The organism is Luteipulveratus mongoliensis (assembly GCF_001190945.1).
Classification (GTDB): Bacteria; Actinomycetota; Actinomycetes; order Actinomycetales; family Dermatophilaceae; genus Luteipulveratus; species Luteipulveratus mongoliensis.
The window spans coordinates 4,721,960-4,745,943 of record NZ_CP011112.1; the positions used below are offsets into that span (position 1 = coordinate 4,721,960).

Annotated in this window: 28 protein-coding genes; 10 read left to right on the forward strand and 18 right to left on the reverse strand. The window is 69.2% G+C overall.

Going from position 1 to position 23,984, the window contains the following annotated elements; translation table 11 throughout:
* Positions 1-63 precede the first annotated feature (63 nt).
* From hemC to VV02_RS22525, 15 genes are all read right to left on the reverse strand, one after another.
* Positions 64-1,128 (reverse strand): hydroxymethylbilane synthase, encoded by a 1,065-nt coding sequence (gene hemC, locus VV02_RS22460; RefSeq protein WP_083450362.1) that lies wholly within the window; start codon positions 1,126-1,128, stop codon positions 64-66.
* Positions 1,125-2,417, reverse strand: coding sequence for a glutamyl-tRNA reductase (locus tag VV02_RS22465; protein WP_052595261.1), 1,293 nt, complete (start codon positions 2,415-2,417; stop codon positions 1,125-1,127). Before VV02_RS22465 ends, hemC begins: the two co-directional genes overlap by 4 nt.
* Positions 2,414-3,097 (reverse strand): redox-sensing transcriptional repressor Rex, encoded by a 684-nt coding sequence (locus tag VV02_RS22470; protein WP_052595262.1) that lies wholly within the window; start codon positions 3,095-3,097, stop codon positions 2,414-2,416. The genes VV02_RS22465 and VV02_RS22470 overlap by 4 nt, the downstream gene beginning before the upstream one ends.
* Before the next feature lie 181 nt (positions 3,098-3,278).
* The gene (locus VV02_RS22475; RefSeq protein ID WP_052595264.1) at positions 3,279-3,533 is read right to left on the reverse strand and encodes a glutaredoxin family protein; all 255 of its coding nucleotides are present in this window, start codon (positions 3,531-3,533) and stop codon (positions 3,279-3,281) included.
* A complete protein-coding gene (locus tag VV02_RS22480) occupies positions 3,530-4,750 on the reverse strand; it encodes a lysophospholipid acyltransferase family protein (RefSeq protein ID WP_245633166.1) in 1,221 nt (406 codons plus the stop codon). Before VV02_RS22480 ends, VV02_RS22475 begins: the two co-directional genes overlap by 4 nt.
* Entirely contained in the window at positions 4,747-5,748 is a 1,002-nt protein-coding gene (locus tag VV02_RS22485) for an NAD-dependent epimerase/dehydratase family protein (protein ID WP_052595266.1), read from the reverse strand. The genes VV02_RS22480 and VV02_RS22485 overlap by 4 nt, the downstream gene beginning before the upstream one ends.
* A gap of 163 nt (positions 5,749-5,911) precedes the next feature.
* Positions 5,912-6,010 carry a 30S ribosomal protein bS22 gene (locus tag VV02_RS26165; protein ID WP_003792170.1) on the reverse strand — a complete coding sequence of 33 codons (99 nt, stop codon included), beginning with the start codon at positions 6,008-6,010 and terminating at the stop codon, positions 5,912-5,914.
* Between the two features lie 136 nt (positions 6,011-6,146).
* Positions 6,147-6,347, reverse strand: a complete 201-nt coding sequence (locus VV02_RS22490; protein ID WP_052595268.1) for a helix-turn-helix domain-containing protein — start codon at positions 6,345-6,347, stop codon at positions 6,147-6,149.
* A gap of 171 nt (positions 6,348-6,518) precedes the next feature.
* Entirely contained in the window at positions 6,519-7,739 is a 1,221-nt protein-coding gene (locus VV02_RS22495; RefSeq protein WP_052595269.1) for an acetoin utilization protein AcuC, read from the reverse strand.
* Positions 7,740-7,818: 79 nt separating this feature from the next.
* The gene (locus tag VV02_RS22500; RefSeq protein WP_052595271.1) at positions 7,819-8,394 is read right to left on the reverse strand and encodes a GNAT family N-acetyltransferase; all 576 of its coding nucleotides are present in this window, start codon (positions 8,392-8,394) and stop codon (positions 7,819-7,821) included.
* 230 nt (positions 8,395-8,624) lie between these two features.
* On the reverse strand, positions 8,625-9,467 hold the full coding sequence (gene proC / locus VV02_RS22505) for a pyrroline-5-carboxylate reductase (RefSeq protein WP_052595273.1): 843 nt from the start codon (positions 9,465-9,467) through the stop codon (positions 8,625-8,627).
* Between the two features lie 3 nt (positions 9,468-9,470).
* The gene (locus VV02_RS22510) at positions 9,471-10,424 is read right to left on the reverse strand and encodes a proline dehydrogenase family protein (protein ID WP_218917458.1); all 954 of its coding nucleotides are present in this window, start codon (positions 10,422-10,424) and stop codon (positions 9,471-9,473) included.
* 141 nt (positions 10,425-10,565) lie between these two features.
* Positions 10,566-11,405, reverse strand: a complete 840-nt coding sequence (locus VV02_RS22515; RefSeq protein ID WP_052595275.1) for a transglutaminase family protein — start codon at positions 11,403-11,405, stop codon at positions 10,566-10,568.
* A 2-nt stretch (positions 11,406-11,407) separates the two neighbouring features.
* A complete protein-coding gene (locus VV02_RS22520) occupies positions 11,408-12,334 on the reverse strand; it encodes an alpha-E domain-containing protein (protein WP_052595277.1) in 927 nt (308 codons plus the stop codon).
* Positions 12,328-13,929, reverse strand: coding sequence for a circularly permuted type 2 ATP-grasp protein (locus tag VV02_RS22525; RefSeq protein ID WP_425412286.1), 1,602 nt, complete (start codon positions 13,927-13,929; stop codon positions 12,328-12,330). Before VV02_RS22525 ends, VV02_RS22520 begins: the two co-directional genes overlap by 7 nt.
* A gap of 64 nt (positions 13,930-13,993) precedes the next feature.
* Between VV02_RS22525 and VV02_RS22530 the strand changes: the two genes are divergently transcribed.
* From VV02_RS22530 to VV02_RS26735, 5 genes are all read left to right on the forward strand, one after another.
* Entirely contained in the window at positions 13,994-14,995 is a 1,002-nt protein-coding gene (locus VV02_RS22530) for a sigma-70 family RNA polymerase sigma factor (protein ID WP_052595279.1), read from the forward strand.
* Positions 14,996-15,065: 70 nt separating this feature from the next.
* The gene (locus VV02_RS22535) at positions 15,066-15,683 is read left to right on the forward strand and encodes a dihydrofolate reductase family protein (protein WP_052595281.1); all 618 of its coding nucleotides are present in this window, start codon (positions 15,066-15,068) and stop codon (positions 15,681-15,683) included.
* A 161-nt stretch (positions 15,684-15,844) separates the two neighbouring features.
* Positions 15,845-16,210 (forward strand): ArsR/SmtB family transcription factor, encoded by a 366-nt coding sequence (locus VV02_RS22540; protein ID WP_052595283.1) that lies wholly within the window; start codon positions 15,845-15,847, stop codon positions 16,208-16,210.
* A complete protein-coding gene (locus tag VV02_RS26730; protein WP_052595286.1) occupies positions 16,207-16,698 on the forward strand; it encodes an SRPBCC family protein in 492 nt (163 codons plus the stop codon). The genes VV02_RS22540 and VV02_RS26730 overlap by 4 nt, the downstream gene beginning before the upstream one ends.
* A complete protein-coding gene (locus VV02_RS26735; RefSeq protein WP_052595288.1) occupies positions 16,695-17,255 on the forward strand; it encodes a TIGR03086 family metal-binding protein in 561 nt (186 codons plus the stop codon). Before VV02_RS26730 ends, VV02_RS26735 begins: the two co-directional genes overlap by 4 nt.
* A gap of 100 nt (positions 17,256-17,355) precedes the next feature.
* Here VV02_RS26735 and VV02_RS22555 read toward each other — a convergent pair whose 3' ends face one another.
* The 3 genes from VV02_RS22555 to VV02_RS22565 all read right to left on the reverse strand — a co-directional run bounded on the left by VV02_RS22555 (position 17,356) and on the right by VV02_RS22565 (position 20,176).
* Positions 17,356-18,135: a chitosanase gene (locus VV02_RS22555; RefSeq protein ID WP_281177320.1), complete on the reverse strand. Its 780-nt coding sequence runs from the start codon at positions 18,133-18,135 to the stop codon at positions 17,356-17,358.
* 140 nt (positions 18,136-18,275) lie between these two features.
* The gene (locus VV02_RS22560; protein WP_083450363.1) at positions 18,276-19,253 is read right to left on the reverse strand and encodes a TIM barrel protein; all 978 of its coding nucleotides are present in this window, start codon (positions 19,251-19,253) and stop codon (positions 18,276-18,278) included.
* Complete coding sequence (locus VV02_RS22565; RefSeq protein WP_052595292.1) at positions 19,250-20,176, reverse strand: Ppx/GppA phosphatase family protein; 927 nt, start codon at positions 20,174-20,176, stop codon at positions 19,250-19,252. Before VV02_RS22565 ends, VV02_RS22560 begins: the two co-directional genes overlap by 4 nt.
* Positions 20,177-20,254: 78 nt before the next feature.
* On the opposite strand from VV02_RS22565, the gene VV02_RS22570 reads away from it, so the two are divergent.
* From VV02_RS22570 to VV02_RS22590, 5 genes are all read left to right on the forward strand, one after another.
* Positions 20,255-21,046, forward strand: a complete 792-nt coding sequence (locus VV02_RS22570; RefSeq protein ID WP_052595294.1) for a DUF3109 family protein — start codon at positions 20,255-20,257, stop codon at positions 21,044-21,046.
* Positions 21,046-21,816, forward strand: coding sequence for a class I SAM-dependent methyltransferase (locus VV02_RS22575; RefSeq protein ID WP_245633167.1), 771 nt, complete (start codon positions 21,046-21,048; stop codon positions 21,814-21,816). The genes VV02_RS22570 and VV02_RS22575 overlap by 1 nt, the downstream gene beginning before the upstream one ends.
* 60 nt (positions 21,817-21,876) lie before the next feature.
* The gene (locus VV02_RS22580) at positions 21,877-22,374 is read left to right on the forward strand and encodes a SigE family RNA polymerase sigma factor (protein ID WP_052595297.1); all 498 of its coding nucleotides are present in this window, start codon (positions 21,877-21,879) and stop codon (positions 22,372-22,374) included.
* A complete protein-coding gene (locus VV02_RS22585; protein ID WP_052595299.1) occupies positions 22,374-23,141 on the forward strand; it encodes a hypothetical protein in 768 nt (255 codons plus the stop codon). The genes VV02_RS22580 and VV02_RS22585 overlap by 1 nt, the downstream gene beginning before the upstream one ends.
* Positions 23,142-23,233: 92 nt before the next feature.
* Positions 23,234-23,953 (forward strand): hypothetical protein, encoded by a 720-nt coding sequence (locus tag VV02_RS22590; protein ID WP_052595301.1) that lies wholly within the window; start codon positions 23,234-23,236, stop codon positions 23,951-23,953.
* Positions 23,954-23,984: the final 31 nt, after the last annotated feature.

The window sequence follows — 23,984 nt, forward strand, 5'->3', positions numbered from 1 at the left end:
CGGCGCCGACGAACGCGACACGCGCCGGAGCCTTGGACTTGGCTGCGGTCTTGATGCTGGTGCTCACTTCTCACGCTCCGTGGCCTTGTGACTATCTGTACTGAGGTCTGTGGTCGCCGTGCTGGGCGCATCGGGCGACGGGGGCTGGGCGGGTGCGGCCGGTAGTCGCTCCAGCGGGACGGCCACCTGGCCGTCCGGTTTTCGGATGGCATCGGCGGCGCCGTCCTCGAGCATGGTGCGGGCCAGCTGCCGGCCGATGTCTTCGGGCGCGCTGAGCGGACCGACCTGGGACCGGCGCAGCTCGAAGGAGCCGTCCGTCGTCCCGACGAAGCCGCGCAACGAGATGACGAGCGAGCCGTCCTCCTCCTCGGCGACCTCGGCCAAAGCACCGACGGGAGCCGAGCAGCCGGCCTCAAGGGCCTGGAGCAGGACGCGTTCGGCGGTGACTGCCGCGCGGGTCTCGGGGTCATCGATCGCGGCCAGGGCCTCGACCAGTGCAGTGTCGGTCTCCCGGCACTCGACCGCGAGCGCACCCTGTCCGGGGGCGGGCAGCATCTGCAGCGGGTCGAGTACCTCGGTCGCGTCGTCGAGCCTGCCGAGACGGGCCAGGCCAGCGCGCGCGAGCACGACGGCGTCGCACTCACCAGGCCGGACGAGACCGATGCGGGTGCCGACGTTGCCGCGGATCGCACGGACCTCAACGCCGAGCCCGAGGGCCGCGATCTGCGCTGCTCGTCGCGGTGAACCCGTGCCGATGATGCCGCCCTCGGGGATCTCGCCGAGCGTGAGGCCGTCGCGCGCGATCAGCACGTCACGGGGGTCCTCACGCTGCGGGATGGCGGCGATGACCAGGCCCGGCTCGGGAGCCACCGGAAGGTCCTTGAGCGAGTGCACCGCGATGTCGACCTCGCCGGACAGCAGGGCCTGTCGGATCGCGGCCGCGAAGACTCCGGTGCCACCGATGGTCGCCAGGGGCGCTCGGTTGGTGTCGCCCTCGGTGACGATCTCGACGAGCTCGACCTCGTGGCCGAGCGCGCGAAGGCGATCGGCCACCCACGTGGACTGAGTGGTCGCCAGCTCGCTGCGTCGGGTCCCGAGGCGCAGAGTCGTCGTGGTGGTCGTGGTCATGTCTGAAGACCCTTCGGCGCGGGCGGCGTCGACACGGTGGCCGTGTCGCGGGGGTCGAGGTCGAACAGCTCGCGCAGAGCCGTGGTGTAGTCCTGGCCCTCCCCAGCGAGCTGCTTCACCCGGACGGTCGGTGTGTGCAGCAGCTTTTCGACGACGCGGTGCACCGTGAGCTGCACCTGCGCCTGGTCGGCTTCGGTCAGACCGGGCACGCGCTGCTGCAGGCGGCTCAGCTCGGCGGCGACGACATCCGCGGCGCGCGAGCGCAGCAGGGCGACGGTCGGCGCGACGGATGCAGCCCGGCGAGCGATCAGGAAGTCGGCGACCTCACCGGTCACCAGGTCCTGGACCGCACGCACCTGGTCGACTGCCGAGCCCTCGACGGAGCTGCCGAGGTGGGCCAGCGACATCACCTCGACGGCGACTCGCTCGGCCACCTCGGGAGCGACGTCGCGTGGCAGGGCGAGATCGACGTACGCCTGCCGGTGCTGGACCTGCGGCCCTGGCAGGTGGTGTGCGTCGATGACATGCCCGACCGAGCCCGTGCAGGAGATGACGAGGTCCGCCTGGGCGATGGCTGCGGCGAGCGCGTCGAAGGGCAGGGCCTGCCCGCCGGTGGCGTCAGCAAGCCGGCGGGCGGTCTCGTAGGTCCGGTTGATGATGGTCAGCGAGGCCACGCCGGTCCGCGAAACCGTATGTGCCGCAAGGCTGCTCATCGCTCCGGCGCCGACGACGAGAACGCGCTGGCTGCTGAGCGGTCCGAGGTGGACCTCGGCCTGCTGGATGCCGCGCTCGACCAGGGACCGGCTCACGCTGTCGATGTCGGTCTCGGAGTGTGCGCGCTTGCCGACCCGCAGGGCCTGCTGCACGAGACCGTCGAGGACGGAGCCGATGCGGCCGGTCTCGCGGCCCGTCCGCAACGACTCGCGCAGCTGACCCAGGATCTGACTCTCGCCCACGGCCATCGAGTCCAGCCCGGCGGCGACTGAGAACAGGTGCGCGACGGCTCGGTCCTCGTAGTGGACGTAGAGGTGCTCGCGCAGCTGACGCAGCGGCAGCTCGGTGGCCTTGGCGAGGCTCTCGCCGATCTCGGTGACGGCACCGTGGAAGGTGTGTGCGTCCGCGTAGACCTCGACACGGTTGCAGGTATCGATCAGCAGCGCCTCGCCGACGTGCTCCCCGGCATCCAGGCTGGCCAGCAAGGTCTCCCGACGCTCCTGGTCGAGAGCGGCCTGCTCCAGGGTGTCGATCGAGGCAGTCTTGTGCGACAGCCCGATCACGATGACGCTCACGACGTCGCCTCCTGTAGTCCGCCGTCGATCGGGTCGGCGTCCTCCCGAGCGTGCTGCTCGTGGAAGGCGAGGATCTGCAGCTCTGTCGCCAGGTCGACCTTGCGGATCTCGACGCCCTCCGGGACGTTGAGCACGCAGGGTGCGAAGTTGAGGATCGAGTGGACGCCCATCGTCACGAGCCGGTCCGCCACGGCCTGCGCCGCGGTCGGCGGGGTCGCGATGACTCCGATCAGGCCCCCGGGGGGCTCAGCAGCGAGCTCGTCGAAGCTGATGACGGTGAGGCCGGCGATGGTCTGGCCGACGATGGCCGGGTCCTCATCGACCAGCCAGGTGACTCGGAAGCCACGGGTGGCGAAGCCGGAGTAAGCCGCGAGCGCGTGACCCAGGTTGCCCATCCCGATGATCGCGACGGACCAGTCGTGCTGCAGACCCAGCTCGCGGGCGATCTCCTCGCGCAGGCGTACGACGTCGTAACCGACACCGCGGACGCCATAGGAACCGAGGTAGGAGAGGTCCTTGCGCAGCTTGGCGGAGCGGACTCCCGCGGACTCGGCCAGCTCTTCGGACGAGACGGTGTCGACGCCCTTCGCGGCTAGTCCGGCGAGGGCTCGGAGGTACACCGGCAGCCGCGCCACTGTCGCACCGGGAATCCCCCGGCGTGCTGCTGGGGCGGCTGTCACGAGCGCCTTCGCTCCTCTCTTGCGGGCAGGCGTATATCAAACGCCAACACCAGAGGTTTTGGGACCCCCTCACCTTAAGCGCTTGTGAAGGCAGGCACAAAGTCGCGTAAGACCGCTCCACGTGCTAGTAGAGGCGTGTGCTAGGCGCAACGCCGCGGACGGCGCGATATTCCGTGCGTGGTCAGCGCAGCGCGCGGCGCAGCCGCTTCTCGTCCACGTGGAAGTAGTCGTGCTGGCGCCCGTCGACGAGCGTGACCGGGATCTGCTCGGCGTACTGCTGGCGCAGCTGGTCGTCGTCCAGGATCGATCGCTCGTCCCACGTCACGCCGAGATCGGCGCACACCCGCTCGATGACCGTGCGGGCGTCATCACACAGGTGACAGCCGGGTTTGCCGACCAACGTCACGGTGTGCGGCTTGGCGCGGCGACCGATCACCAAAAGACTGAGCGCCGCTGCAGCAGCAGGGAGTAGAGCGTCTGCTGGATCGTCTCGCGCACCTGATCGGTGAGGTCGAAGACGAGCATCGGGTCGTCAGCGGCCTCCGGGCCAAGACTCGCGGTGTCGACCGGCGCACCGAACTCGATGATCCACTTCGACGGCAGCGGAATGGCCCCCAGCGGGCCGAGCCACGGGAACGTCGCTGTGAGCGGGAAGTAGGGGAAGCCGAGCATGCGCGCGAGACTCTTGGCGTTGCCGATCATCGGGTAGATCTCCTCGGCGCCCACGATCGAGCACGGGATGATCGGTGCGCCGGTGTGCAGCGCGGCCGAGACGAACCCGCCCCGCCCGAAGCGCTGCAACCGGTAACGCTCGCTGAACGGCTTGCCGACGCCCTTGAACCCCTCCGGGAACACCGCAGTCAGCTGTCCGGTGCCGAGCAGCCGCTCGGCGTCCGCGTTGGCCGCCAGGGTCGTACCGGCCTTGCGCGCCAGCTCGCCCACGAGCGGCGACTGGAACACGAGGTCGGCGCCGAGCATCCGTACGTGCCGGTGCGCGGGGTGCTGGTCGTGCAGGGCGACCTGCAGCATGAGGCCGTCGACGGGCACCGTGCCGGAGTGATTGGCGACCACGAGTGCCGAACCGTCGGCCGGGACGTTCTCGATCCCGCGCACCTCGACGCGGAACCACCGCTTGTAGATCGGCCGCAGCAACGGCAGCCAGACCTCCTCGGTGAACTCGGGATCGAAGCCGAACTCGTCGATGTCGTAGTCGCCGGTGACGCGCCGCCGGAGGTAGGCGAGGGCCTGGGCGATCCGCGCCTCGAGGTCTTCGCCCTGCAGTCCCGCGGCCGACCCGGCCACCCGCAGCGCGCTCACCAACGTGGAGACGGCCGTCTCCAGACCTGGCAGGGGGTACGACGACCCACCGGTCGGCGTCGGCGTCGCCTGCGCGTCGCCCAGCTCGGGCAGGTCGGGCACCGCCCGCAGCGGACGCTCGGTCGCGTCGTCGGTCGTCGCCGCAGTCGTCCGCTTGCGCATGCTCGGGTGTGCGGCGGCCGCACGAATATCCTTGCGCGCCGGACGCTTTCGAGCTTTTGCGGCCGCCGCGATCTCGGCGGGCTGCGTGGTGATCGAGGCACTCTTGGGCGCGGAGGCGATCTTCTTGGCAGTGGTCTTCTTGGCAGCGCCCTTGCCGGGCTCCCCTTTGGTCACGATCCCCCTCCGATCATCGACGCGAGTACGGCACCCGGTGACGGGGGCCAGCTGTGGTGATCGCCGAACACCTCGACGATGGCCTCGCGAGTCGTGTGCTCCGGCTCGAACTTCAGCAGCTCGCGCATCCGCGTGGTGTCCATGCCGCGGCCGTAGCAGAGCCAGTCCATCTGCTGGGCGTCGAAGGTGCCGAGGCCGCCACGGCTGCTGGCGAGCGACACCGCGCCCGCAGCGAAGGGCAGCACCGGCACCATGGGCCGCTTGATCAGCCGGGCGGCCTGCTTGACCGTGACCACGCCCTCGCCGGCCACGTTGATGATGCCGCTTGCCTCGCCGGTGACCGCGGCCACCGTCGCCCGGACCGCATCGTCCAGGTGCAGCACCTGGACGCGGCCGTCGAATCCGAACGGCACCGGCAGGGCGCGCATGCTGAGGTAGTCGGTCAGCGGCGTCCGCAGACCCGCGCCCACGACGTTGGCCATCCGCAGCATGCAGACCGCGACGTCGGGGCGTCGACGTGCGAACCCGCGTACGTAGGTCTCCACCTCGACCGAGTCCTTGGCGAAACCGGTCGTCGGCACCTTGCGTGCCGTCATGTCCTCGGTAAACATCGCGGGGTCACGCGGCGAGGAGCCGTAGACCGAGCTGGAGGACTTGACCACGAGTCGGGTGAGGCTGTCGGCCTTCTGGCACGCAGCGAGCAGCTGCATGGTGCCGATGACGTTGATCTCCTTCTGGGAGGCCCGCCCGCCGGCCTGCCGGGGCGTCGTGATGACGCCGAGGTGGACGACCGTGTCGACCTGCTCCTGCCGGATGATCTTGCCGATGATCGGGTTGCGGATGTCCGCGCGGACGAACTGCGCCTCACCCAGATCGTGGCTGGGCGGCACCGCATCGACCGCGATCACTCGTTTGACCTGACCGCTGAGGCTGAGCTGCTGCGCGGTCCGGCCGCCGACGAGTCGGGACACACCGGTCACCAGAACAACGTCAGCCATGCGCCGATCTTAGGCGCCACGACTGGGCACTCGGGTGCCTCCGCAGATCCGGGACCAGCGCATGAGACGTGAGACCGATCACCTTCGGGCACGACGAAGGCCCCCGCCCGTCGTACGGGACCCGGGGGCCTTGACGTTGAACCGGTCAGGGACCGGTCAGCCGCTACTTCTTGTTGCGGCGCTGGTGACGCGTCTTGCGAAGCAACTTGCGGTGCTTCTTCTTCGCCATGCGCTTGCGGCGCTTCTTGATGACGGAACCCATAGGTCAACGTCCTTCGATGCTCGAGGAATGGTTTTACGTGCGATGGCGTCGCGCCAAGCACGCACAGCCAATCCGCCCCAGGGTATCCCCCGAGCCCGATCTGGCCCAATCCGGGAGCAGCGGACGTGAGGAGCGACTACGCGGTCTCGATGTAAGAGGTCCGCAGGTACTCGTGCACGGCCTGCTCGGGCACCCGGAAGGAGCGGCCGACGCGGACGGCAGGCAGCTCCCCGTTGTGGACGAGCCGGTAGACGGTCATCTTGGACACCCGCATCAGCGCGGCGACCTCGGCGACCGTCATGAACTGCACCTCACCGACCTGGCGGTCCTCAGTCATTGGGATCCACCCCGACCTCTCCACTGGTCCGATGCGACATGGACTGCCGTGACGGGTGTGACTACTGGGTCACAGGCAGCTCTTGAGGTAGCACGATAGAGCCGAAAGGCCCCTCCGCGATAGTCCTGACGGTGACTCGTCCAGTCGACACGCCGAAAACGCTCGACAAAATCAGTCGAGCCAGATGTCCAGTCCATGGAGGGGGAAGACCGCCTCACGGGTCGCCATCACGCTCTGGTCGACCCGGTCGTCCGGGTCGAAGCCGGTCTCCCAGGACCGGAACCAGACCATGCCGTCCTCGGCGACGCCGTCGCCCATCCGGGGCGGTCCGGGGCGGCCGACGAGCCGGGTCACGTGGTCGCGCCAGGCCGCAGGCACGGGCGTACGCAGGTCGATCGGACGGTGCGCGGCGATCGCGGTCAGGTGGGTCCAGGATCGCGGTACGACGTCGATGATCTCGTAGCCACCGCCACCCAGCGCGATCCACCGCCCGCCCGCGACCTCGTGCGCGAGGCGGTGCAGCAGGGCGTACGACGTCTGCTGGGCATCCACGGACAGCGCCAGGTGCGCGAGCGGGTCGGAGTAGTGGGAGTCGCAACCCTGCTGGGTCACCATGACCTGGGGGTCGAAGGCGCGTACGAGCGGCGGGACCACCGCATGCAGCGCGCGCAGCCAGGGAGCGTCGCCGGTGCCGGGCGGTAGGGCCACGTTGACCGCCCCGCCCATCGCACGAGCACCACCGATCTCACCCGGGAAGCCGGTGCCCGGGAACAGCACCCGGCCGCTCTCGTGGAGGGAGATGGTCAGCACCCGCGGGTCGTCCCAGAAGACGCGTTCGACGCCGTCACCGTGGTGGACGTCGACATCGACGTAGACGACACGTTCGGCACCGTGGTCCAGCATCCACTGGATGCCCAGGGCCGCGTCGTTGTAGATGCAGAAGCCGGACGCCGAGCCCGGCATCGCGTGGTGCAGGCCGCCACAGAAGTTGACCCCGTGGTCGATCTCGCCCTCCCAGACCGCCCTGCACAGGTCGACCGTCCCGGCGGCGATCAGTGCGGACGACTCGTGCATCCCGGCGAACGCCGGGTCGTCCTCGGTGCCCAGGCCGTACGCCGGGTCCGCGCTCGCAGGATCAGCCGAGGCACGGCGTACGGCATCGATGTAGTCGCGGTCGTGGACCTGCTCCAGGAACGCGTCGCCCTCAGGCGGCAGCGCGGGGGGTACGACCTCCACGCCGGGCGCATCGAGCACGCCGAGCTCCCGCGCCAGACGGGCGGTGAGGTCGAGACGGAGCGGGTTCATCGGGTGCTCGGGCCCGAAGTTGTACGCCGTCAGGCTGGGGTCCCACACGACCCGCGTGCGGAGGGGCTGATCTGCGCCCGCCGGCATGGACGTCACCTGTTCTTGTGGACGGGACTTCTCCTCCGGCCGAGGTCGCAGGCTCCCTCGGTCCGGCATCGTCGTCCCGTCACGACAGCACCGAGCTCGGGACCGCCCCGGGGTCGCTGCCGAGGGGGTAGATCATCGCCATCTCGAGGTTGTCGTCGTCCTCGTCGTCGGAGGCGTCCTGCGGTCGCATCGAGCGACGGGAGTCGGTCGGCCGGAAACCGAAGCTGCTGGCGAACGCCACCGCCCGGCCGTTGTCCGTGCCGACCCAGTAGACCGCGAACGAGCGCTTCTCCTCGCGGGCCTCGTCGACGCCGGCCTGCACGAGCTTCCAGGCCACGCCCTTGCCGCGCAGCTCCGGCGCAACCCAGAGCCCGAACAGCTCGGCCACGATCTCGCTGGTGTCGCCGTCCTTGTCGATGTCGTCCTCGTCGACGACGTCACCGACCGAGACCACGCCGACGGGTTCGCCTTCCTGCTCGGCCACCAGCCGCCGGGACCGCGCCATGCGGGTCCGCCAGAACTCTTCGTCGAACTTCTGCTCCTGATCGATGGAGGCGGCGAACGCCGACGGAGATTCCTTCAGCGCTGCCAGCCTGATGTCGCGGTAGACCTGCCAGTCCTCATCCCCGAGGGCACGCACCGAGATTGCTGTCATGTGGTCCACTCTCGCACGCGATCCAGCGCCTTCGGGTGGCACCCTCGGCAAATCCTCAGCACCTCCACAGGCGCCTCACACCCTTCCCCGCCCGGCAGAAGTTGATAGCCGGCACAGGTATGCGTGTGCCCCTCGCCAACTTTCGCCGGGGAGTCTCGGTCTACCGGCAGAAGTTGATCGGCCGCACAGGCATGCGTGTGCCGGGCACCAACTTTTGCCGGGAGTGGTGGTCAGTTGTGTCCGGAGGCCAGCTCGGCCGACCGCTTGGCGGCCGCTTCCATCGCGGACAGGAAGGCTGCACGCACCTTGTGGTCCTCCAGCTCGCGCAGGGCCGCCATCGTGGTGCCGCCCGGGCTCGAGACCCGCTCGCGCAGCACGGTCGGGTGCTCGCCGGTCTCCTTGAGCATGGTGGCGGCGCCGTAGAGCGTCTGGACGACGAGCTCGGTCGCGGTCGCACGCGGCAGCCCGAGGAGCACGCCCGCCTCGATCATCGCCTCGACGACGAAGAAGATGTACGCCGGTCCGCTGCCGCTGATCGCGGTCACCGCGTCCTGGTACTCCTCGGGGATCGACAGCACCTTGCCGCACGACCGCATGAGGTCCTGCGCCTCCCACAGGTGGTGGGCGTCGCAGTGCTCGCCAGGGCTGACCGCGGCCATGCCCTCATCGACCAGGGCAGGGGTGTTGGGCATGACGCGGGCGACCGGAGTGCCCTCCGGGAGGTGGTTCTCGAGGTAGGCCGTCGTGATGCCGGCCGCGATCGACACCACCAGCGTGCCCGGCGCCAGGTGGTCGCGGATGGTGTCGAGGACCTTGCCCATGTCCTGCGGCTTCACCGCGAGCACGACGGTGCTGACACTCGCTGCCGCGTCAGCGGCCGAGGCGACCTCGACGCCGTAGGTGTCCTTGATGACGGCAAGCCGCTCGGGACTGCGGTCGCTGACGATGAGCTGCTCAGTCGTACGGCCCGCGCGCAAGAGCCCGGACACCAGTGTCTCGCCCATCACTCCCGCACCGATGATGGCGACCTTGCGGCCGGACACCTCGTGGGAACGCTCCGCCGTCTCTGACATCGCTCAGCCCTTCGTCGCCAGTGCTCGCAGGAAGAACATCGTGTTGGCCGGGCGCTCGGCCATGCGGCGCATGAGGTAGCCGTACCACTCCTGGCCGTAGGGCACGTAGACCCGCATCTGGTGCCCCTCGGCAGCGATCCGCTGCTGCTCGTGCGGCCGGATGCCGTAGAGCATCTGGAACTCGTAGGAGTCGGCCGGTCGCAGCTCCTTGGCCGCGAGCGCGCCGATGATGTCGATCAGCTGCGGGTCGTGGCTGGCCAGCATCGGGTAGCCCTGGCCCTCGAGCAGCACCTTGGCGCACCGGACATAGGACGCCGACACGTCCGCGCCGTCCTGGAACGCGACCGACTCCGGCTCCTTGTAGGCGCCCTTGCACAACCGGACCCGGCTGCCAGCGGTCGCAAGATCGCGGCAGTCACCCTCCGTACGGCGCAGGTAGGACTGGAGCACTGCGCCCACCCAAGGAAAGTCCTGGCGCAGGTCGCGCAGCACCGACAGGGTCGAGTCGGTCGTGGTGTGGTCCTCCATGTCGAGGGTCACCGTGGTGCCGGCGTTGCGGGCGGCCTGGCAGATCTCGCGAGCGTGCTCGAGCGCGATCTTCTCGCCGTCGCCGGGCAGCGCCTGACCGACGGCGCTGAGCTTGACGCTGACCTCGACCGCGCCGGCGGTCGACAGCTCCTGCTCGGCCAGCGCGTGCAACAGCTCGAGGTAGGCGTCCCGGGTCGTCTGAGCCTGAGCGATGTCGAGCGTGTCCTCGCCGAGGAAGTCGATGGTGACCAGCCGGCCGCTGTCGGTCAGGTCGGCGGCCGCGCGGACGGCGTCCTCAGTGGTCTCGCCGGCGACGAACCGACGTACGACATCGCGGCTCACCGGGGCCTTCTCGAGAACGCCGCGTACCTGGCTGCTCCGACTCAGTCCGAGGAGTCCTTGGCGCAGCACGGCACTGGGGTCGAACATCGAGGCTCCTTGGGTCTGTACGGCGGTGATCGGCCTCAGGCTAACCGCGGCCCCTGGCCGTCCGCCGAGAGGCATACCCATGCACCGAGGGGCACACCCCGCGGGTACGCCTCTCGAGCGATCGGTATGCCTCTCGGCAGGTCAGGACAGGCGGGTGATCTCAACGCTGACGAACATCGTGGAGCCCGGCGAGCCGGTGAAGATGCCCGACAGGGGCACGACGTCCTTGTAGTCGCGGCCGACGCCGACCTCGACGTAGTTGTCGTCGGGCGGTGTGCCGTTGGTCGGGTCGAACGGCACCCACGCGTCGTCCCACCACTGGATCCAGGCGTGCGACTCCCCCACATAAGGCTGGCCGATCTCGGGCTCGGCATCGGGGAGCATGTAGCCCGACACGTAACGCGCCGGGATGCCCTGCGAGCGCAGCGCCCCGATCGTCAGGTGCGCCATGTCCTGGCAGACCCCGGCCCGCGCGGCCCAGGCGTCGGCCGCCCGGGTGTGCACCGTCGTACGGCCCTGGATGTATTCGACCTCCTCGCGCAGCCGAGCGACAACAGACTCGACGAATTCCTTTGGCGTCGCTGATGATTCACGGATCTGGCGTACGACGGAGCCGAGCTCTCGTCCGGGCGCCACGCGCGGCGTGACGACGAGGACCTCGAGCCAGCGGTCGGTCACGTCGGACCCGGTGATCTCGTCCCAGCTCAGCCCGGCGCTCTCCGTGGGACGCCGGTCGACGGTCACCGTGCTGGTCGCCTGGACCAGCAGCTCAGGGTGCCGCTCGTGGACCTCGAACGAGGTGACGAGCGTGCCCCAGTAGTCAGTCCAGGACATCGTCCAGGGGTTGGGGCTGACGTCGACCTTGGTGTGCAGCACGGTCTGGTCGGTGTTGGTCTGAGGCTGCATGCGGGCCTCGTTGTAGGACGCGCTCGCGCCGCCCTTGTAGGTGTAGCCCGTCTGGTGATGCAGACGCAGGGTCATCGTCACTGGGTGCCTCCCAACCACTCCGGCGCCACAGCGCCCTCGAAGTACCTCTTGGAGACCGCGTCGGTCGCCTCGACACACACGAGCTGCAGGGCCTCCATCTCGCGCGGCAGCTCCGACATCAGGTCGCTCAGCGAGCGCACGTCCAGCGAGGCGCGTGCCTGGCCGATGATGCGTGCGGCGTCGCCGCCGAAGCCCAGCCGACGCTGACGCGGGTCGAGGACCTCGAGACACGCGGCGGCCTGGGTCAGCCCGAACACGATCGACCGCGGGAACAGCCGGTCCAGCAGCAGGAACTCGGCCGCGGCCCGCGGCGACTCGATGGCGCGGTAGGTGCGGGTGAATGCATGGTGCGCACCGCAGGCCCGCAGCGTCGTCTGCCAGCTCGAGGCACTGCCCGGGCTGTACGTCGTCGACAGCACCAGGCGTGCCGTCATGTCCACCCGCTCGATCGAGCGACCGAGCACGAGGAACTGCCAGCCGGTGTCGTGGCTCAGCGTCCCGTCCGCCATGGAAGCGATCATGCTGGACCGCTCGCGCACCAGCCGGAACGCGTCCGCGGGACGCATCCGGGTCAGCTGGCCCGAGCTGAGCTGGTTGAACGTGGTGTTGATGGCCTCCCACATCTCGGTGGAGACGACCTCACGCGACCGGCGGGCGCTCTCGCGAGCGGCCTCGATGGCCGACACGACCGAGGCCGTCGACGACCGGTCGTGCAGCAGCAGCCGAAGCACCGCGGCCTGGTCGAACTCACCGTCATAGCGCACGCCCATTGCCGCGAGCAGCGACCGGCAGGTGGCCTCGCGGTCGATGGTCGGGTCCTCGATGAGGACCTGTAGGTGGACGTCGAGGATGCGCGAGGTGCACTCAGCACGCTCGATGTAGCGGCCGATCCAGAACAACGCCTCGGCGATGCGGCTCAGCATGAGGGGTCCCCCTGCGGCTGAGGCGAACGGGACAGCTGCTGCTGTTCTTGCTGCGCGTGGGAGGTGGGCGGCGCAGGTTCTTGCTGGGGAGGTACGGCCGGTTTGATCGCGGGGTGGAACGGCCCGTCCTCGGCCGGCTCCGGCTCGACCTCCGGCATCGGGTTGTCGGCCGAAAGCACCCAGGTGTCCTTGGACCCGCCGCCCTGGCTGGAGTTGACGATCAGCTCACCCTCGGGCAGCGCCACGCGGGTCAGACCGCCCGGCAGCACCGAGACGCGCTCGCCGTCGTGCACCGCGAACGGGCGCAGGTCGACGTGGCGCGGGGCCATCGTGCCGCCGATGAACGTCGGCACGGTCGACAGCTGCACCACGGGCTGAGCGATCCAGCCGCGCGGGTCCGCCAGCAGCCGGGTGCGCAGCTCCTCGATCTGCTCCTTGGTCGCGCGGGGCCCGATGACGATGCCCTTGCCACCGGCGCCGTCGACCGGCTTGAGCACCAGCTCGTGCAACCGGTCGAGGACCTCCTCGCGGTGCGTGGGGTCCTCCATCCGCCAGGTGTCGATGTTGCGCAGCACCGGCTCCTGGGCGAGGTAGTAGCGGATCAGGTCGGGCACGTAGGTGTAGACGAGCTTGTCGTCGGCCACCCCGTTGCCGACCGCGTTGGCGATCGTCACGTTGCCGACGCGCGCGGCGTTGAGCAGGCCGGGTACGCCGAGGACCGAGTCGCGCCGGAAGTGCACCGGGTCGAGGAAGTCGTCGTCCACCCGCCGGTAGATCACGTGCACGGGGTGGAGCCCGTGAGTCGTACGGACATAGACGTGGCCCGCCTGGGCGACGAGGTCGCCGCCCTCGACCAGACGTACGCCCATGAGCCGGGCGAGCAGCGCGTGCTCGAAGTAGGCCGGGTTGTAGACGCCCGGGGTGAGTACGACGACGGTCGGGTCCGCGACGCCGGTGGGCGCGCAGGCACGCAGCGCGGCGAGCAGCCGGTTGGGGTAGTGCGCGACCGGCCGGATGCGGTGGTGGGTGAAGACCTCCGGCAGCGCCGCCGACATCGCGCGGCGGTTGGTCATCACGTAGGAGACACCGGACGGGATGCGAACGTTGTCCTCGAGCACCCGGAAGGCGCCCTGCTCGTCCCGGACGAGGTCGATACCGGCCACGTGGACGCGGACGCCGCCCGGAGGTCGGATACCCATCGCCGGCCGCAGGAAGTGGGGCGAGCTGGTGACAACGCGGCGCGGGATGACGCCGTCGCGGAAGACCTGACCCTCGCCGTAGATGTCGGCGAGGAACGCCTCCAGCGCTTTCACCCGCTGCGCGACACCCAGCTCGACCGCCTGCCAGGAAGTCGAGTCGATCAGCCGCGGGACGATGTCGAGCGGGAACGGCCGCTCCTCGCCACCGATGTCGAAGGTGACGCCCTGGTCGAGATAGCTGCTCGAGAGATAGTCCGACCGGGCCCTCAGATCCTCGGGTGACAGCGCCTCGATCTGGGTCCGCACGGTGGTGTAGCTGCGTCTCACGTCGGAGCCGTCGAACATCTCGTCATAGGTCGCCGGGCGCGGGGTGTAGCCCTCGAAGTGTCCTGTCACCCTGGCAACCTAGTGGCCGCGTGTTTCCGTCGGGTTGCCGTGCCGCATCAAGGACACTGCAGTCATGGACGCAGTCCTCGACCCTGCCGTGCTGGCCCGCGCTCAGGGCGGCGACGAGACGGCGTACGAACAGCTCGTGACCCCGCACCGACGCGAGCTGCAGGCGCACTGCTACCGGATGCTCGGCTCATTGCACGACGCCGAGGACGCGCTGCAGGAGACGCTGCTCGCGGCGTGGAAGGCGCTGACCGGCTTCCAGCAGCGCAGCTCGTTGCGGACCTGGCTGTACCGGATCGCGACCCGTGTCTGCCTGCGTCTGGTCGAGCGGCGACCGCGCCGGATCCTGACCCCGGACTACTGCCCGTCCCGGCAGGCGAGCGATGACCTCGGCGCCCCGGTCACCGAACCCATCTGGCTTGAGCCCTGGCCGGACGACCTGGCCGGCGACGTGGCCGACCCGGAGACGACGTACGTCGAGCGTGAAGGCGTCGAGCTGGCGTACGTCGCCGCACTGCAGCATCTGCCCGGCACCCAGCGGGCGGTGCTGATCCTGCGCGAGGTGCTCCAGCTGCCGGCCGCCGAGGTGGCGTCGATGCTTGACAGCTCCGTCGCCTCGGTCAACAGCGCGCTCCAGCGTGCGCGGGCGGCGGTCGCCGAGCGGGTGCCCGAGCGCAGTCAGCAGGCCGAGCGTGAGGCGCTGGGCAGCGAGCGCGAGCGGGCCCTCGTGACCTCGTTCGTCGCCGCGTGGGAACAGGCCGACATCCCCGCCCTCCTCGATTTGCTGACCGAGGACGCACGGTTCACGATGCCTCCGCTGCCGGCGTGGTTCGACGGGCGGGACGCGGTGGCCGGATTCATGCGCGAGCGGCTGTTCGCGACGCCGTGGCGGCTGCGGCCGCTACGGCTCAACGGGCAGCTCGCGTTCGCCTGCTACCAGGGCCCGGACTTCCGGCTGGGCGCGGTCAATGTGCTCAGCGTGCGCGACGGGCAGATCCGCGCGATCAACGGCTTCGTCGACCCTGCGCTCTACCCGGCGCTGGGCCTTCCGAAGGTTTTTCCCGGCTGACCGATGAGTTCCGTGACCGGGCCGTCTCTATACGGGTGACCGCACAACATCACCCGAGAGGAACGCAGTCATGCGCAAGCTCATCGTCACCAACCTGGTCACTCTCGACGGCTTCTTCGAGGGGCCCGGCGGCAACTTCATGGTCATGCCGGCGGACGCCTCGTTCGACGCCTACAACCTCGAGCGCATCCGGACCGCATCGACCTTGCTCGTCGGACGGACGTCGTACGAGGGCTTCCGCGGCTTCTGGCCGGGCCTCGCCGCGAACGAGGAGATGCTCAGCATGCTGCGTCCCGACGACGAGGCCGGCCAAGAAGTCCTGCGCGAGATCTCGCGGCGCAACGACGACATCGAGAAGGTCGTGGTGTCCGACAGCCTGCAGGCCGACCCGAGCGGGACGTACGGCTCCACGACGCAGATCGTCCGCCGCGGCGACGCGCGTGAGGCCGTGCGAGCGCTGAAGGAGCAGCCCGGCGACGACATCATCGTGTTCGGCAGCCATGTGCTGTGGAACGACCTGCTCGAGGCCGGCCTCGTCGACGAGCTGCATCTGATGATCGGACCGGTGGCAACCGGAGGCGGCACGCCGGCGTTCACCGCGGCGTCCCCCGGGACGCTGGAGCTAATCGGCACCCGCCAGTTCGAGGGCTCCTCCAACGTCGTCATGCAGTACGCCGTCCGCTCCTGATCGCGTCTGCCCCACTCCTCTCGGCAAAAGTTGATCGGCCGCACACGCATTCCTGTGCGGCCGATCAACTTTTGCCGGTTTGCTCAACCGGATGGTTGACAACCCGCCCGCCGCGGCGTACGTTCCTCGTATTCAACCAATCAGTTGAGGAGGTGGGTGCGGTGGAGGACCAGCTGTCCAAGGTCTTCGCAGCTCTCGCAGACCCCACTCGCCGCGACATCGTGGCGCGGCTCGCCGTGAACGACGCGACCGTGGGAGACCTGGCGGAGCCGTACGACGTCTCGGTCCAGGCGGTCTCCAAGCACCTGAAGGTGCTGGAGGGCGCGGGCCTGGTCAGCCGTAGCCGCGACGCGCAGCGCCGACCGTGCCACCTGGAAGCGGAGGTGTTCGACCTCATGACCTCGTGGATCGAGCGGTACCAGAAGGAGGCCGAGGAGCGGTTCAGCCGCCTCGACGACCTCCTGGCACGCATGGACGACAACGGCAATGTGCAGCAACCAGAGCAGCAGGAGAGAGGCGCATCATGAGCACCGCAACCAAGAAGGAAGCCACCATCGTGGCCGACCCGGACGTGCCCACCATCACGATCACCCGCGAGTTCGACGCGCCGCCGGAGAAGGTCTTCCGCGCCTGGGCCGAGCCCGAGCTGGTCAAGCAGTGGCTGGGCCCGAAGTCGCTCGACATGGACATCAAGCAGTGGGACTGCCAGACAGGCGGGAGCTACCGGTACGCCGCGGTCAGGGGCGGCGAGGAGTTCGCCGGCTTCTTCGGGTCCTTCCATGACGTACGCCCGGGCGAGCGCATCGTGCAGACCTTCACCTATGAGGGCATGCCCGACGCCGTCAGCCTCGAGACGATGACCTTCGAGGCGCTCGAGGGTGGCCGCTGCCGGATCGTCGCGGTCTCGGTCGTGGAGTCCATGCAGGCGCAGGCCGGGATGATGGCCAGCGGCATGGAGGTCGGCATCAACGAGGGCTACGAGAAGCTCGACGAGCTGCTCGTAGGACTGTCGTGACCTCACCGGCCGACGAGCACCGCCGCATCGCGGCGACGTTCACCGAGCGGGTCCGGGGCACCCAGGACTGGGACGCCCCGGCCCCGCCGGAGGGCTGGCTGGCGCGCGATGTCGTACGCCACTTGGTCGAGTGGTTCCCGTCGTTCCTGGAGAGCGGCTCGGACGTACGACTGGCGAAGGGGCCCTCGGTCGATGACGACCCGGTGGCCGCATGGCAGATCCACAGTGCCGCCGTCCAGGAGCTGCTCGACGATCCCGCCACCGCGGGAAAGTCGTTGGAGAACAAGCATATTGGGACGATCCCGCTCGACAAGGCGGTCGACCAGTTCTACACGAGCGATGTCTTCCTGCACACCTGGGATCTGTCGCGGGCGACCGGTCAGGACGAGACGTTGGACCCGACGATGTGCGCGGCGATGCTCGAAGGCATGCCCGAGCACGAGGGCGCCATGCGGTCCAGCGGTCAGTTCGGGCCGCGGGTCGAGGTGCCCGAGGACGCGGACGTTCAGACCAGGCTGTTGGGCTTCATCGGCCGCGACCCATCGCCGGTCGAGTAGCCGGAGCGCCAGCGGAGGCGTGTCGAGACCAGGTGCACGCGCGCACCTGGTCTCGACACGGCTCGCCCTAGGGGGCTCGCCTACTCGACCGGCTCGGGAGCTAGTCGATGTGATAGCTGTCGCCGTAGACCTTCCAGTCCAGCGGCGGGTCCAGGTTCAGGTTGCCGTTGTTGAGGAAGACCCGCTGCTCGGTGTCCACCCGGCTGGTGTCGCCGTGCGCCTCCTCCTGCTTCATCGCCCAGACCCGGGCGTCGAGGAAGGCGTTCAGGTACGCGGTCTCGCCGCCGCCCTCGGCCGGGGTCTTCGCGTTGGCTCGCGCACGATCGCGGATCGCGCTGAAGCTGGTCGCGTCGTCACCGTCGCCGTGCATGACGATGGCGTCGTAGTAGATGAACTGGCCCAGCGTGCCCAGGCCGTCGGACTTGCCGCGGCTGACGGCGGGGTTGAAGTAGACCCGGTCCCGCTCGTCGTTCTGGGCCTGCTGGAACGCCGGGTCCTGCGCCGCTTGACGCCAGTCGTCCTGGAAGCCGGGGTCGAGGCCCTCGTGCGAGTCGGAGCCGTCCACGTTGCGCAGCGCCGGCAGGTACTTGGCGAGCACGTTGTCCGGATCGCGTTGCGTGTACAGCTCGACGAGGTCGAGCATGTCGCCGGTCCCGGAGCAGAACCCGATGATGCCCGCGGTGTAGCCGCGACCGTCGCCGATGTCCTCGATGTAGCCGTACTGCGCCTTCCAGTCCAGCGACGAGTTCTCCGCGCTGGACACCAGCTGCATGGCGATGTCCTTCTTGACCGGGTCGTCCAGGCCGGAGCCGGCACCCGACGCGGACGACGGCACCACCACCATCGCCAGCGCCGCGATCAGACCGAGCAAGATTCCCATTGACCTTCGGATACGCATTGCAGCCTCCCGAGATTTGATTGATAGGAACCTTTCCTATCGCATTCGAGAGTCACCGACGTGGCTACGGGGCAAGGGATTTCAACGCGGCCCGGCGAAAGCCCGGCTCAACGAGCGGTGGGCTAGGCAGGGGCGGCGAAGTAGAGCCGGGAGAACGCGAGCGCCTCCGCCAGGTCGAGCTCGCGCTGCTCGTCGTCGAGCCGACGCGTGCCGACCTCGACGACGACATCGCCCGAAAATCCTTGTCCTGCAAGCGATTCGAGCAGTTCAGCGCACGGTTGGCTGCCGCGTCCGGGCACGAGGTGCTCATCCTTGTAGGAGCCCGTGCCGTCAGCCAGATGGATGTGGGAGAGCCGGTCGCCCAGCTGTGCTGCCATCGCCATCGCGTCGGACCCGGCTGTGGCGGTGTGCGACAGGTCGAGCGTCACGTGGTCGTAGTCGACGTCCGTGGGGTCCCAGTCCGGCAGGTACGCCTGCATCTCGCGAGCCCGGGCCCGCCACGGGAACATGTTCTCGACGGCCAGCCGGACCTCCGTCCGTGCACCGCGCTCGGCGATGCCCTCGACGAACTCCGCGGCGTACTCACGCTGCCACCGGAACGGCGGGTGCAGCACGACCGTGCCGGCACCGACCTCCTCGGCCAGCTCGATGGACTTGTCGACCTTGACCCACGGATCAGTCCCCCACACCCGCTGCGTGAGCAGCAACGTCGGCGCGTGGATCGAGCACACCGGCACGCCGTAGTGCTCGGACAGCTGCACCAGCGCACCGGCCTCCTGGCTGATCGTCTCGGTCCAGACCATGACCTCGACCGCGTCGTACCCGAGCCGAGCTGCGATGTCGAACGCCGCCGTGGCTCCGCGCGGGTAGACCGACGCCGTGGACAGCCCGATCCGACCGTCGGGGATCCGCGCCGCGCCACCGGTGGGTGCGGGAGTCGTACGCCGCCCAAAGTCCTCGCCCGCCAGGGGGACCGGGGCGGTCGGTCGGGTGGCCGCGCGCTTGCGGGTCCGGCGTACAGGCGTACGTGCCGCCTTGGCGACCTTCTGCACGACGGTCTCGTCCTTCTTCGCGCCGGTCTCGTCGTCGTCGCGGCTCATGGTTCGAGCCAGTCCAGCCGGCGCAGGATCACACCCTCGCGCAGCGCCCACGGGCAGACATCGAGGCGCTCGACGCCGAGCAGGTCCATCGCCCCCTCGACGACGAGTGCGCCGGCCAGGAGCTGAGCGGCACGACTGGCCGACACACCGGGCAGGGCCGCGCGCTCGTCCGCCGTCATCGGGGCCAGCCGCTGAACCAGCGCCTGGAGCTCGGACCGTTTGAGAGTCCTGGAGACGTAGGGGCCGTCGCCGCTGGGCGCGGCTCCCGTCACCCGGGCCAGCGAGCGGACCGTCTTGCTGGTCCCGACCACCCGGTCGGGCGCGCCGAACCGGCTGAGGTCGCGCACCACGCGGCCGATGTCGGAGCGGATTCGCTTGCGCAGCGCACGGACGTCCTCGGGGCTCGGCGGATCACCGGTCAGGTCGCGGGTGAGCCGGCCCGCACCGAGCGGCAGGCTCAGGGCGGCGTCGGGCTCCTCGTCGAGACCCACGGCGAGCTCGAGCGATCCCCCACCGATGTCGACGCACAACAGACGCCCGCTCGACCAGCCGAACCACCGGCGTACGGCCAGGAACGTCAGCCGGGCCTCGTCGGCACCCGAGAGAACCTCAAGATCGGCGCCGGTCTGCTCGCGAACCTGCTGCAGCACCGTCTCGCCGTTGGGCGCCTCACGGATCGCGCTCGTCGCGAAGGCCAGCAGGTCCTCGATGCCCTGGTCCTCAGCAATGGTGAGGCACTCGGCCACGAAGGTCGACAGCTGTTCGACGCCGGCTTCCTTGATCTCACCGTCCGCGGTTGTGTGCTCCGAGAGCCGCAGCTCGATCTTGTGGGAGTACGCCGGGAGCGGCTGCGCGCCGCGGTGAGCGTCGACAACAAGCAGGTGGACCGTGTTGGAGCCCACGTCGATCACCCCGAGCCGCATGCGGCCAGGCTACCCACGTCCTTCGCCGCGCATGGTGGGACGTCCGCTCCTCGGCGCCGGGACGCCTAGAGTCGGCCTGTGCCCGAGACACCACTGGAGATCGCCCGCACCTGGGTGGAGTTCGACAACCCCGCCATCGCGAACGAGCGCTTCCGCTGCGACCTGACCTGGCTCACGTCGTCCTGGACGTGCATCTTCGGCAACGGCTGCCAGGGGATCTACGAGGACGCACCCGACACCGGCTGCTGCACGCTCGGCGCGCACTTCTCCGACAAGGACGACATCAAGAACGTCAAGCGCGTCGTCGAGCAGCTCGGGCCGGACGAGTGGCAGTTCTACGACGAAGGCCACTCCAAGAAGGGCTGGCGCGAGAAAGAGGACGGCGACACCAAGACCCGCGTGGTCGACGGCGCCTGCATCTTCCACAACCGGCCCGGTTTCCCCGCCGGCTCCGGCTGCGCACTGCACCAGCACGCGATGCTCGTCGGCGCCGAGCCGCACACCATGAAGCCCGACGTGTGCTGGCAGCTGCCGATCCGGCGTACCTATCGCACCGTCGAGCTGCCCGACGACACGTCCTACCTCGAGATCTCGATCGCCGAGTACGACCGTCGCGGCTGGGGCCCCGGGGGCCACGACCTCGACTGGTACTGCTCGAGCAATCCCGAGGCGCACGTCGGCAAGGACCCGGTCTACATCTCCAACGCCGGCGAGCTGCGTCACCTGATGGGCGATGCGGCGTACGACGAGCTCGTCCTCCGGTGCGAGGCTCACCTCGCGCTCGTCCGGGCTGCGCGCAAGGGTCCGGGCGGCCGCAAGCTGCTGCCACTCCTCGTGCACCCGGCGACGCTGGCTGCCGAGCAAGGTTGATGGACACCGACGGGACGACGATGCCGGACCGAGGGAGCCTGCGACCTCGGGCGGAGGAGGAGTCACGTCCAAAAGGATCAGGTGAGGATCAACCGATTCCGTCGCCCAACATCTGGGGCGACCAGGAGACGTACGAGATCGAGAACAACGGCGTCGACCCCGACGGCGCGATCTGGTCGGCCATGCGCACCATCCGCAGCTGGGCGGACCGCCGAGTGCTGGACATCGGGTGCGGGACGGGCTTCCACCTGCCTCTGCTCGCCGAGACCGCCGAGCAAGTCATCGGCGTCGAGCCGCACGTGCCCCTCTACAACCGTGCGGTGCAACGGATCTCGGGCATCGCCAACGCCGAGGTACGTCACGGGCTGGCCCAGCGACTGCCGGTCGAAGACCACTCGATCGACGTCGTACACAACCGTTGGGCGTACTTCTTCGGTCCGGGCTGCGAGCCGGGACTGCGGGAGCTGGCGAGGGTCATGGCACCAGGTGGCGTGGCGTTCCTGATCGACAACGACGCGACGCGCTCGACGTTCGGGCGGTGGTTCAGGGACGCCTGGCCGGATGCGGATCCCATTGCAGTGCAACGGTTCTGGAACCGTCAGGGCTTCACGACCAAGCCGGTCATGATGCGGTGGAAGTTCGACACCCGCGAGGACTTCGAGGCGGTCGTCCGCATCGAGTTCACGCCGGAGCTGTCCGACAAGATCCTGGCCTCGCACGACGGGACCGAGGTCGACTACGCCGTCGCGCTGCGCTGGCGCCACTACTGACGTAAACCTTTCGCGCCGCTCGCGGGTATTCACTTGTAGACAGCGGGTGAGAGGGGGGCCATGGGACACCCAGCATGGGAGCAGGAGTACATCGAGTACTTCACCGCGCGGGCACCTGCCCTGCGGCGGACGGCGTACGCGATGTGCGGCGACTGGCAGGCGGCCGAGGACCTGGTCCAGACCACCTTCGTGCGCCTGTACGTCCACTGGCACAAGGTGCGCCAGGAGACGATCGACGCCTACGCCCGACGCATCCTCACCAACCTGTTCCTCAACGGCCGGCGGACCGCAGTCCGCGAGCGCATCACCGACAGGGTCCCGGAACAGGTTGCCCCACCGCCGCGGACGGACGACCGTCTGGCCCTCGCGTCGGCGATGACGGGACTGACCGCCAGGCAGCGAGCGATCGTCGCCCTCCGCTTCATCGATGACATGCCGATCGCCGGCGTCGCGGATGTGCTCGGCCTCGCCGAGGGCACCGTCAAGAGCCACAGCGCACGCGCGCTGCAGACCATGCGAGTAGCGCTCGCCGACTCGTACGACACAGGAGGTGCGTGATGAACGAGGAGGACTGGGTGTCCAAGACCTTCGCCAATGACCTCGCGTCCGAGCCGCCGATGCAGCTGACGGCCGAGACGGTCGTGTACGCCGGTCGCCGGGCCCGCACGCGGCGTCGCGTCGTGGCGTCGGTCGGTGCCGCCGTTGCTGCCGCAGCCATCGCCGTCGGCACGGTCGGCTTCGTGAGCCATCGCGCCGCCGTGGAAGAGCCCGCGCCGGCCAAGACGACCAGCATCTACACCGGACGCGCAGCGCAGACGGAAGCGTCGCTCGAGCGTGTGATCGAGCAACGGCTGCCTCGAGCATCGCTGTGGGAGAAGTCGACGATCTATCCGAGCGACTGGAATCGTGACACCGCGCTTCCGCCGAATCAGGCTGACAACGCTACGGATTGGCAAGCCGTCTACACCTTCAGATCAGATCCTCGGCACACGCTGCGGGTGACAGTCGTGAGCCTGCCTTCGAACACATCGGCTCCGTCCTGCCCCGCCGAGCTGTCCTCGGGACAGTCGTGCACCGTACGCCCCGACCGAAGCACGTTCGAGGTGAATGAACGCGGATCGAAGGACGGGTGGGCTCGCTCGGTCTTCAGCGCTCGGCCCGGTCAGATGAGTGTGACCGTCACGGAGTGGGTCAAGGCCGGTACTCAGGCCGAAGCGCGCAACGGGTGGAAGTACACGCCCGCCGAGCTCGAACCCGTCGTCACCGCGCCGGACCTCGTCATCCCGCGCCCAGCGGTCGAGCCACCTCCACCGACCGGACCCTGACCCACTCCCCCAGATCGGATCGACGCCGTCGATCCGATATCGAGCCCTGCCCACTTGAGGCAGTGGATGTCCCCACCACACAAGGAGATGTCATGAAGATGCGCACGCGGTACGTGGTACCGACAGCAGTCCTGAGCCTCGCCCTCGCGGGGGGCGCCGGTGTCGCCGGCCTCACCTCGTCGGCCAGCGCCCAGGGGAAGGGCACCTTGGTCGACCCAGCTGGCACTCGAGTCACCAAGGTCGACTCGGCGAAGACGGCCAGTCCGGTCGCGCGGCTCATCGAGAAGCGAGTCCGTGCCGACCTTCCGGGCGGTCACGGTCTGGTGAAGGAGACGATCTATGCGAGCGACTGGAACCGCAACACGCCGCTGCCCGTGGATCAGGTGCAGAACGCGACGGACTGGCACGGCAAGTTCACCCTGCCAGGCGACCGGACGCACGTGATCTGGACGGCGGTGTTCATCGCGCCCAAGGGCACCAACCCGACACCGGAGCAGTCACGCGCGCAGTGCCCTGAGCAGCCGCTGCCGCCTGGTGAGGTGCCGTTCCGGTGCGAGGTCAAGGTGCTGCCGGACGGCTCACACGTCACCGTCAACGAGTTCGCAGTCCGGGGCGTGTACAACCTGGTCGTCGGGCATATCCGGGCGCACGACCGAGGCGTTTCGGTCGCGGAGAAGGTCAAGGCCGGTTCGCTGGCCGAGGCGCGTCACAAGTTCCGCTACAGCGCCGCACAGCTGCAGCGGCTCGCGACCGACGCGGCCCTGGTGATCCCTGAGCCCCAGGTGTACCCGCCGCTGCCGACGACGCCGTAGTCCGCGCCGGTCGACACAACACGGCGGGCGG

Coding starts and splice junctions, on each gene's coding strand:
- VV02_RS22535 (WP_052595281.1), top strand. CDS start 15,066: ATGCGCAAGCTCATCGTCACCAACCTGGTCACTCTCGACGGCTTCTTC.
- VV02_RS26165 (WP_003792170.1), bottom strand. CDS start 6,010: ATGGGTTCCGTCATCAAGAAGCGCCGCAAGCGCATGGCGAAGAAGAAG.
- VV02_RS22585 (WP_052595299.1), top strand. CDS start 22,374: ATGAACGAGGAGGACTGGGTGTCCAAGACCTTCGCCAATGACCTCGCG.
- VV02_RS22490 (WP_052595268.1), bottom strand. CDS start 6,347: ATGACTGAGGACCGCCAGGTCGGTGAGGTGCAGTTCATGACGGTCGCC.
- VV02_RS22500 (WP_052595271.1), bottom strand. CDS start 8,394: ATGACAGCAATCTCGGTGCGTGCCCTCGGGGATGAGGACTGGCAGGTC.
- proC (WP_052595273.1), bottom strand. CDS start 9,467: ATGTCAGAGACGGCGGAGCGTTCCCACGAGGTGTCCGGCCGCAAGGTC.
- VV02_RS22495 (WP_052595269.1), bottom strand. CDS start 7,739: ATGCCGGCGGGCGCAGATCAGCCCCTCCGCACGCGGGTCGTGTGGGAC.
- VV02_RS22560 (WP_083450363.1), bottom strand. CDS start 19,253: ATGAGCCGCGACGACGACGAGACCGGCGCGAAGAAGGACGAGACCGTC.
- VV02_RS22580 (WP_052595297.1), top strand. CDS start 21,877: ATGGGACACCCAGCATGGGAGCAGGAGTACATCGAGTACTTCACCGCG.
- VV02_RS26730 (WP_052595286.1), top strand. CDS start 16,207: ATGAGCACCGCAACCAAGAAGGAAGCCACCATCGTGGCCGACCCGGAC.
- VV02_RS22590 (WP_052595301.1), top strand. CDS start 23,234: ATGAAGATGCGCACGCGGTACGTGGTACCGACAGCAGTCCTGAGCCTC.
- VV02_RS22530 (WP_052595279.1), top strand. CDS start 13,994: ATGGACGCAGTCCTCGACCCTGCCGTGCTGGCCCGCGCTCAGGGCGGC.
- VV02_RS22555 (WP_281177320.1), bottom strand. CDS start 18,135: ATGGGAATCTTGCTCGGTCTGATCGCGGCGCTGGCGATGGTGGTGGTG.
- hemC (WP_083450362.1), bottom strand. CDS start 1,128: ATGACCACGACCACCACGACGACTCTGCGCCTCGGGACCCGACGCAGC.
- VV02_RS22510 (WP_218917458.1), bottom strand. CDS start 10,424: ATGTTCGACCCCAGTGCCGTGCTGCGCCAAGGACTCCTCGGACTGAGT.
- VV02_RS22575 (WP_245633167.1), top strand. CDS start 21,046: ATGGACACCGACGGGACGACGATGCCGGACCGAGGGAGCCTGCGACCT.
- VV02_RS22515 (WP_052595275.1), bottom strand. CDS start 11,405: ATGACCCTGCGTCTGCATCACCAGACGGGCTACACCTACAAGGGCGGC.
- VV02_RS22520 (WP_052595277.1), bottom strand. CDS start 12,334: ATGCTGAGCCGCATCGCCGAGGCGTTGTTCTGGATCGGCCGCTACATC.
- VV02_RS22485 (WP_052595266.1), bottom strand. CDS start 5,748: ATGGCTGACGTTGTTCTGGTGACCGGTGTGTCCCGACTCGTCGGCGGC.
- VV02_RS22565 (WP_052595292.1), bottom strand. CDS start 20,176: ATGCGGCTCGGGGTGATCGACGTGGGCTCCAACACGGTCCACCTGCTT.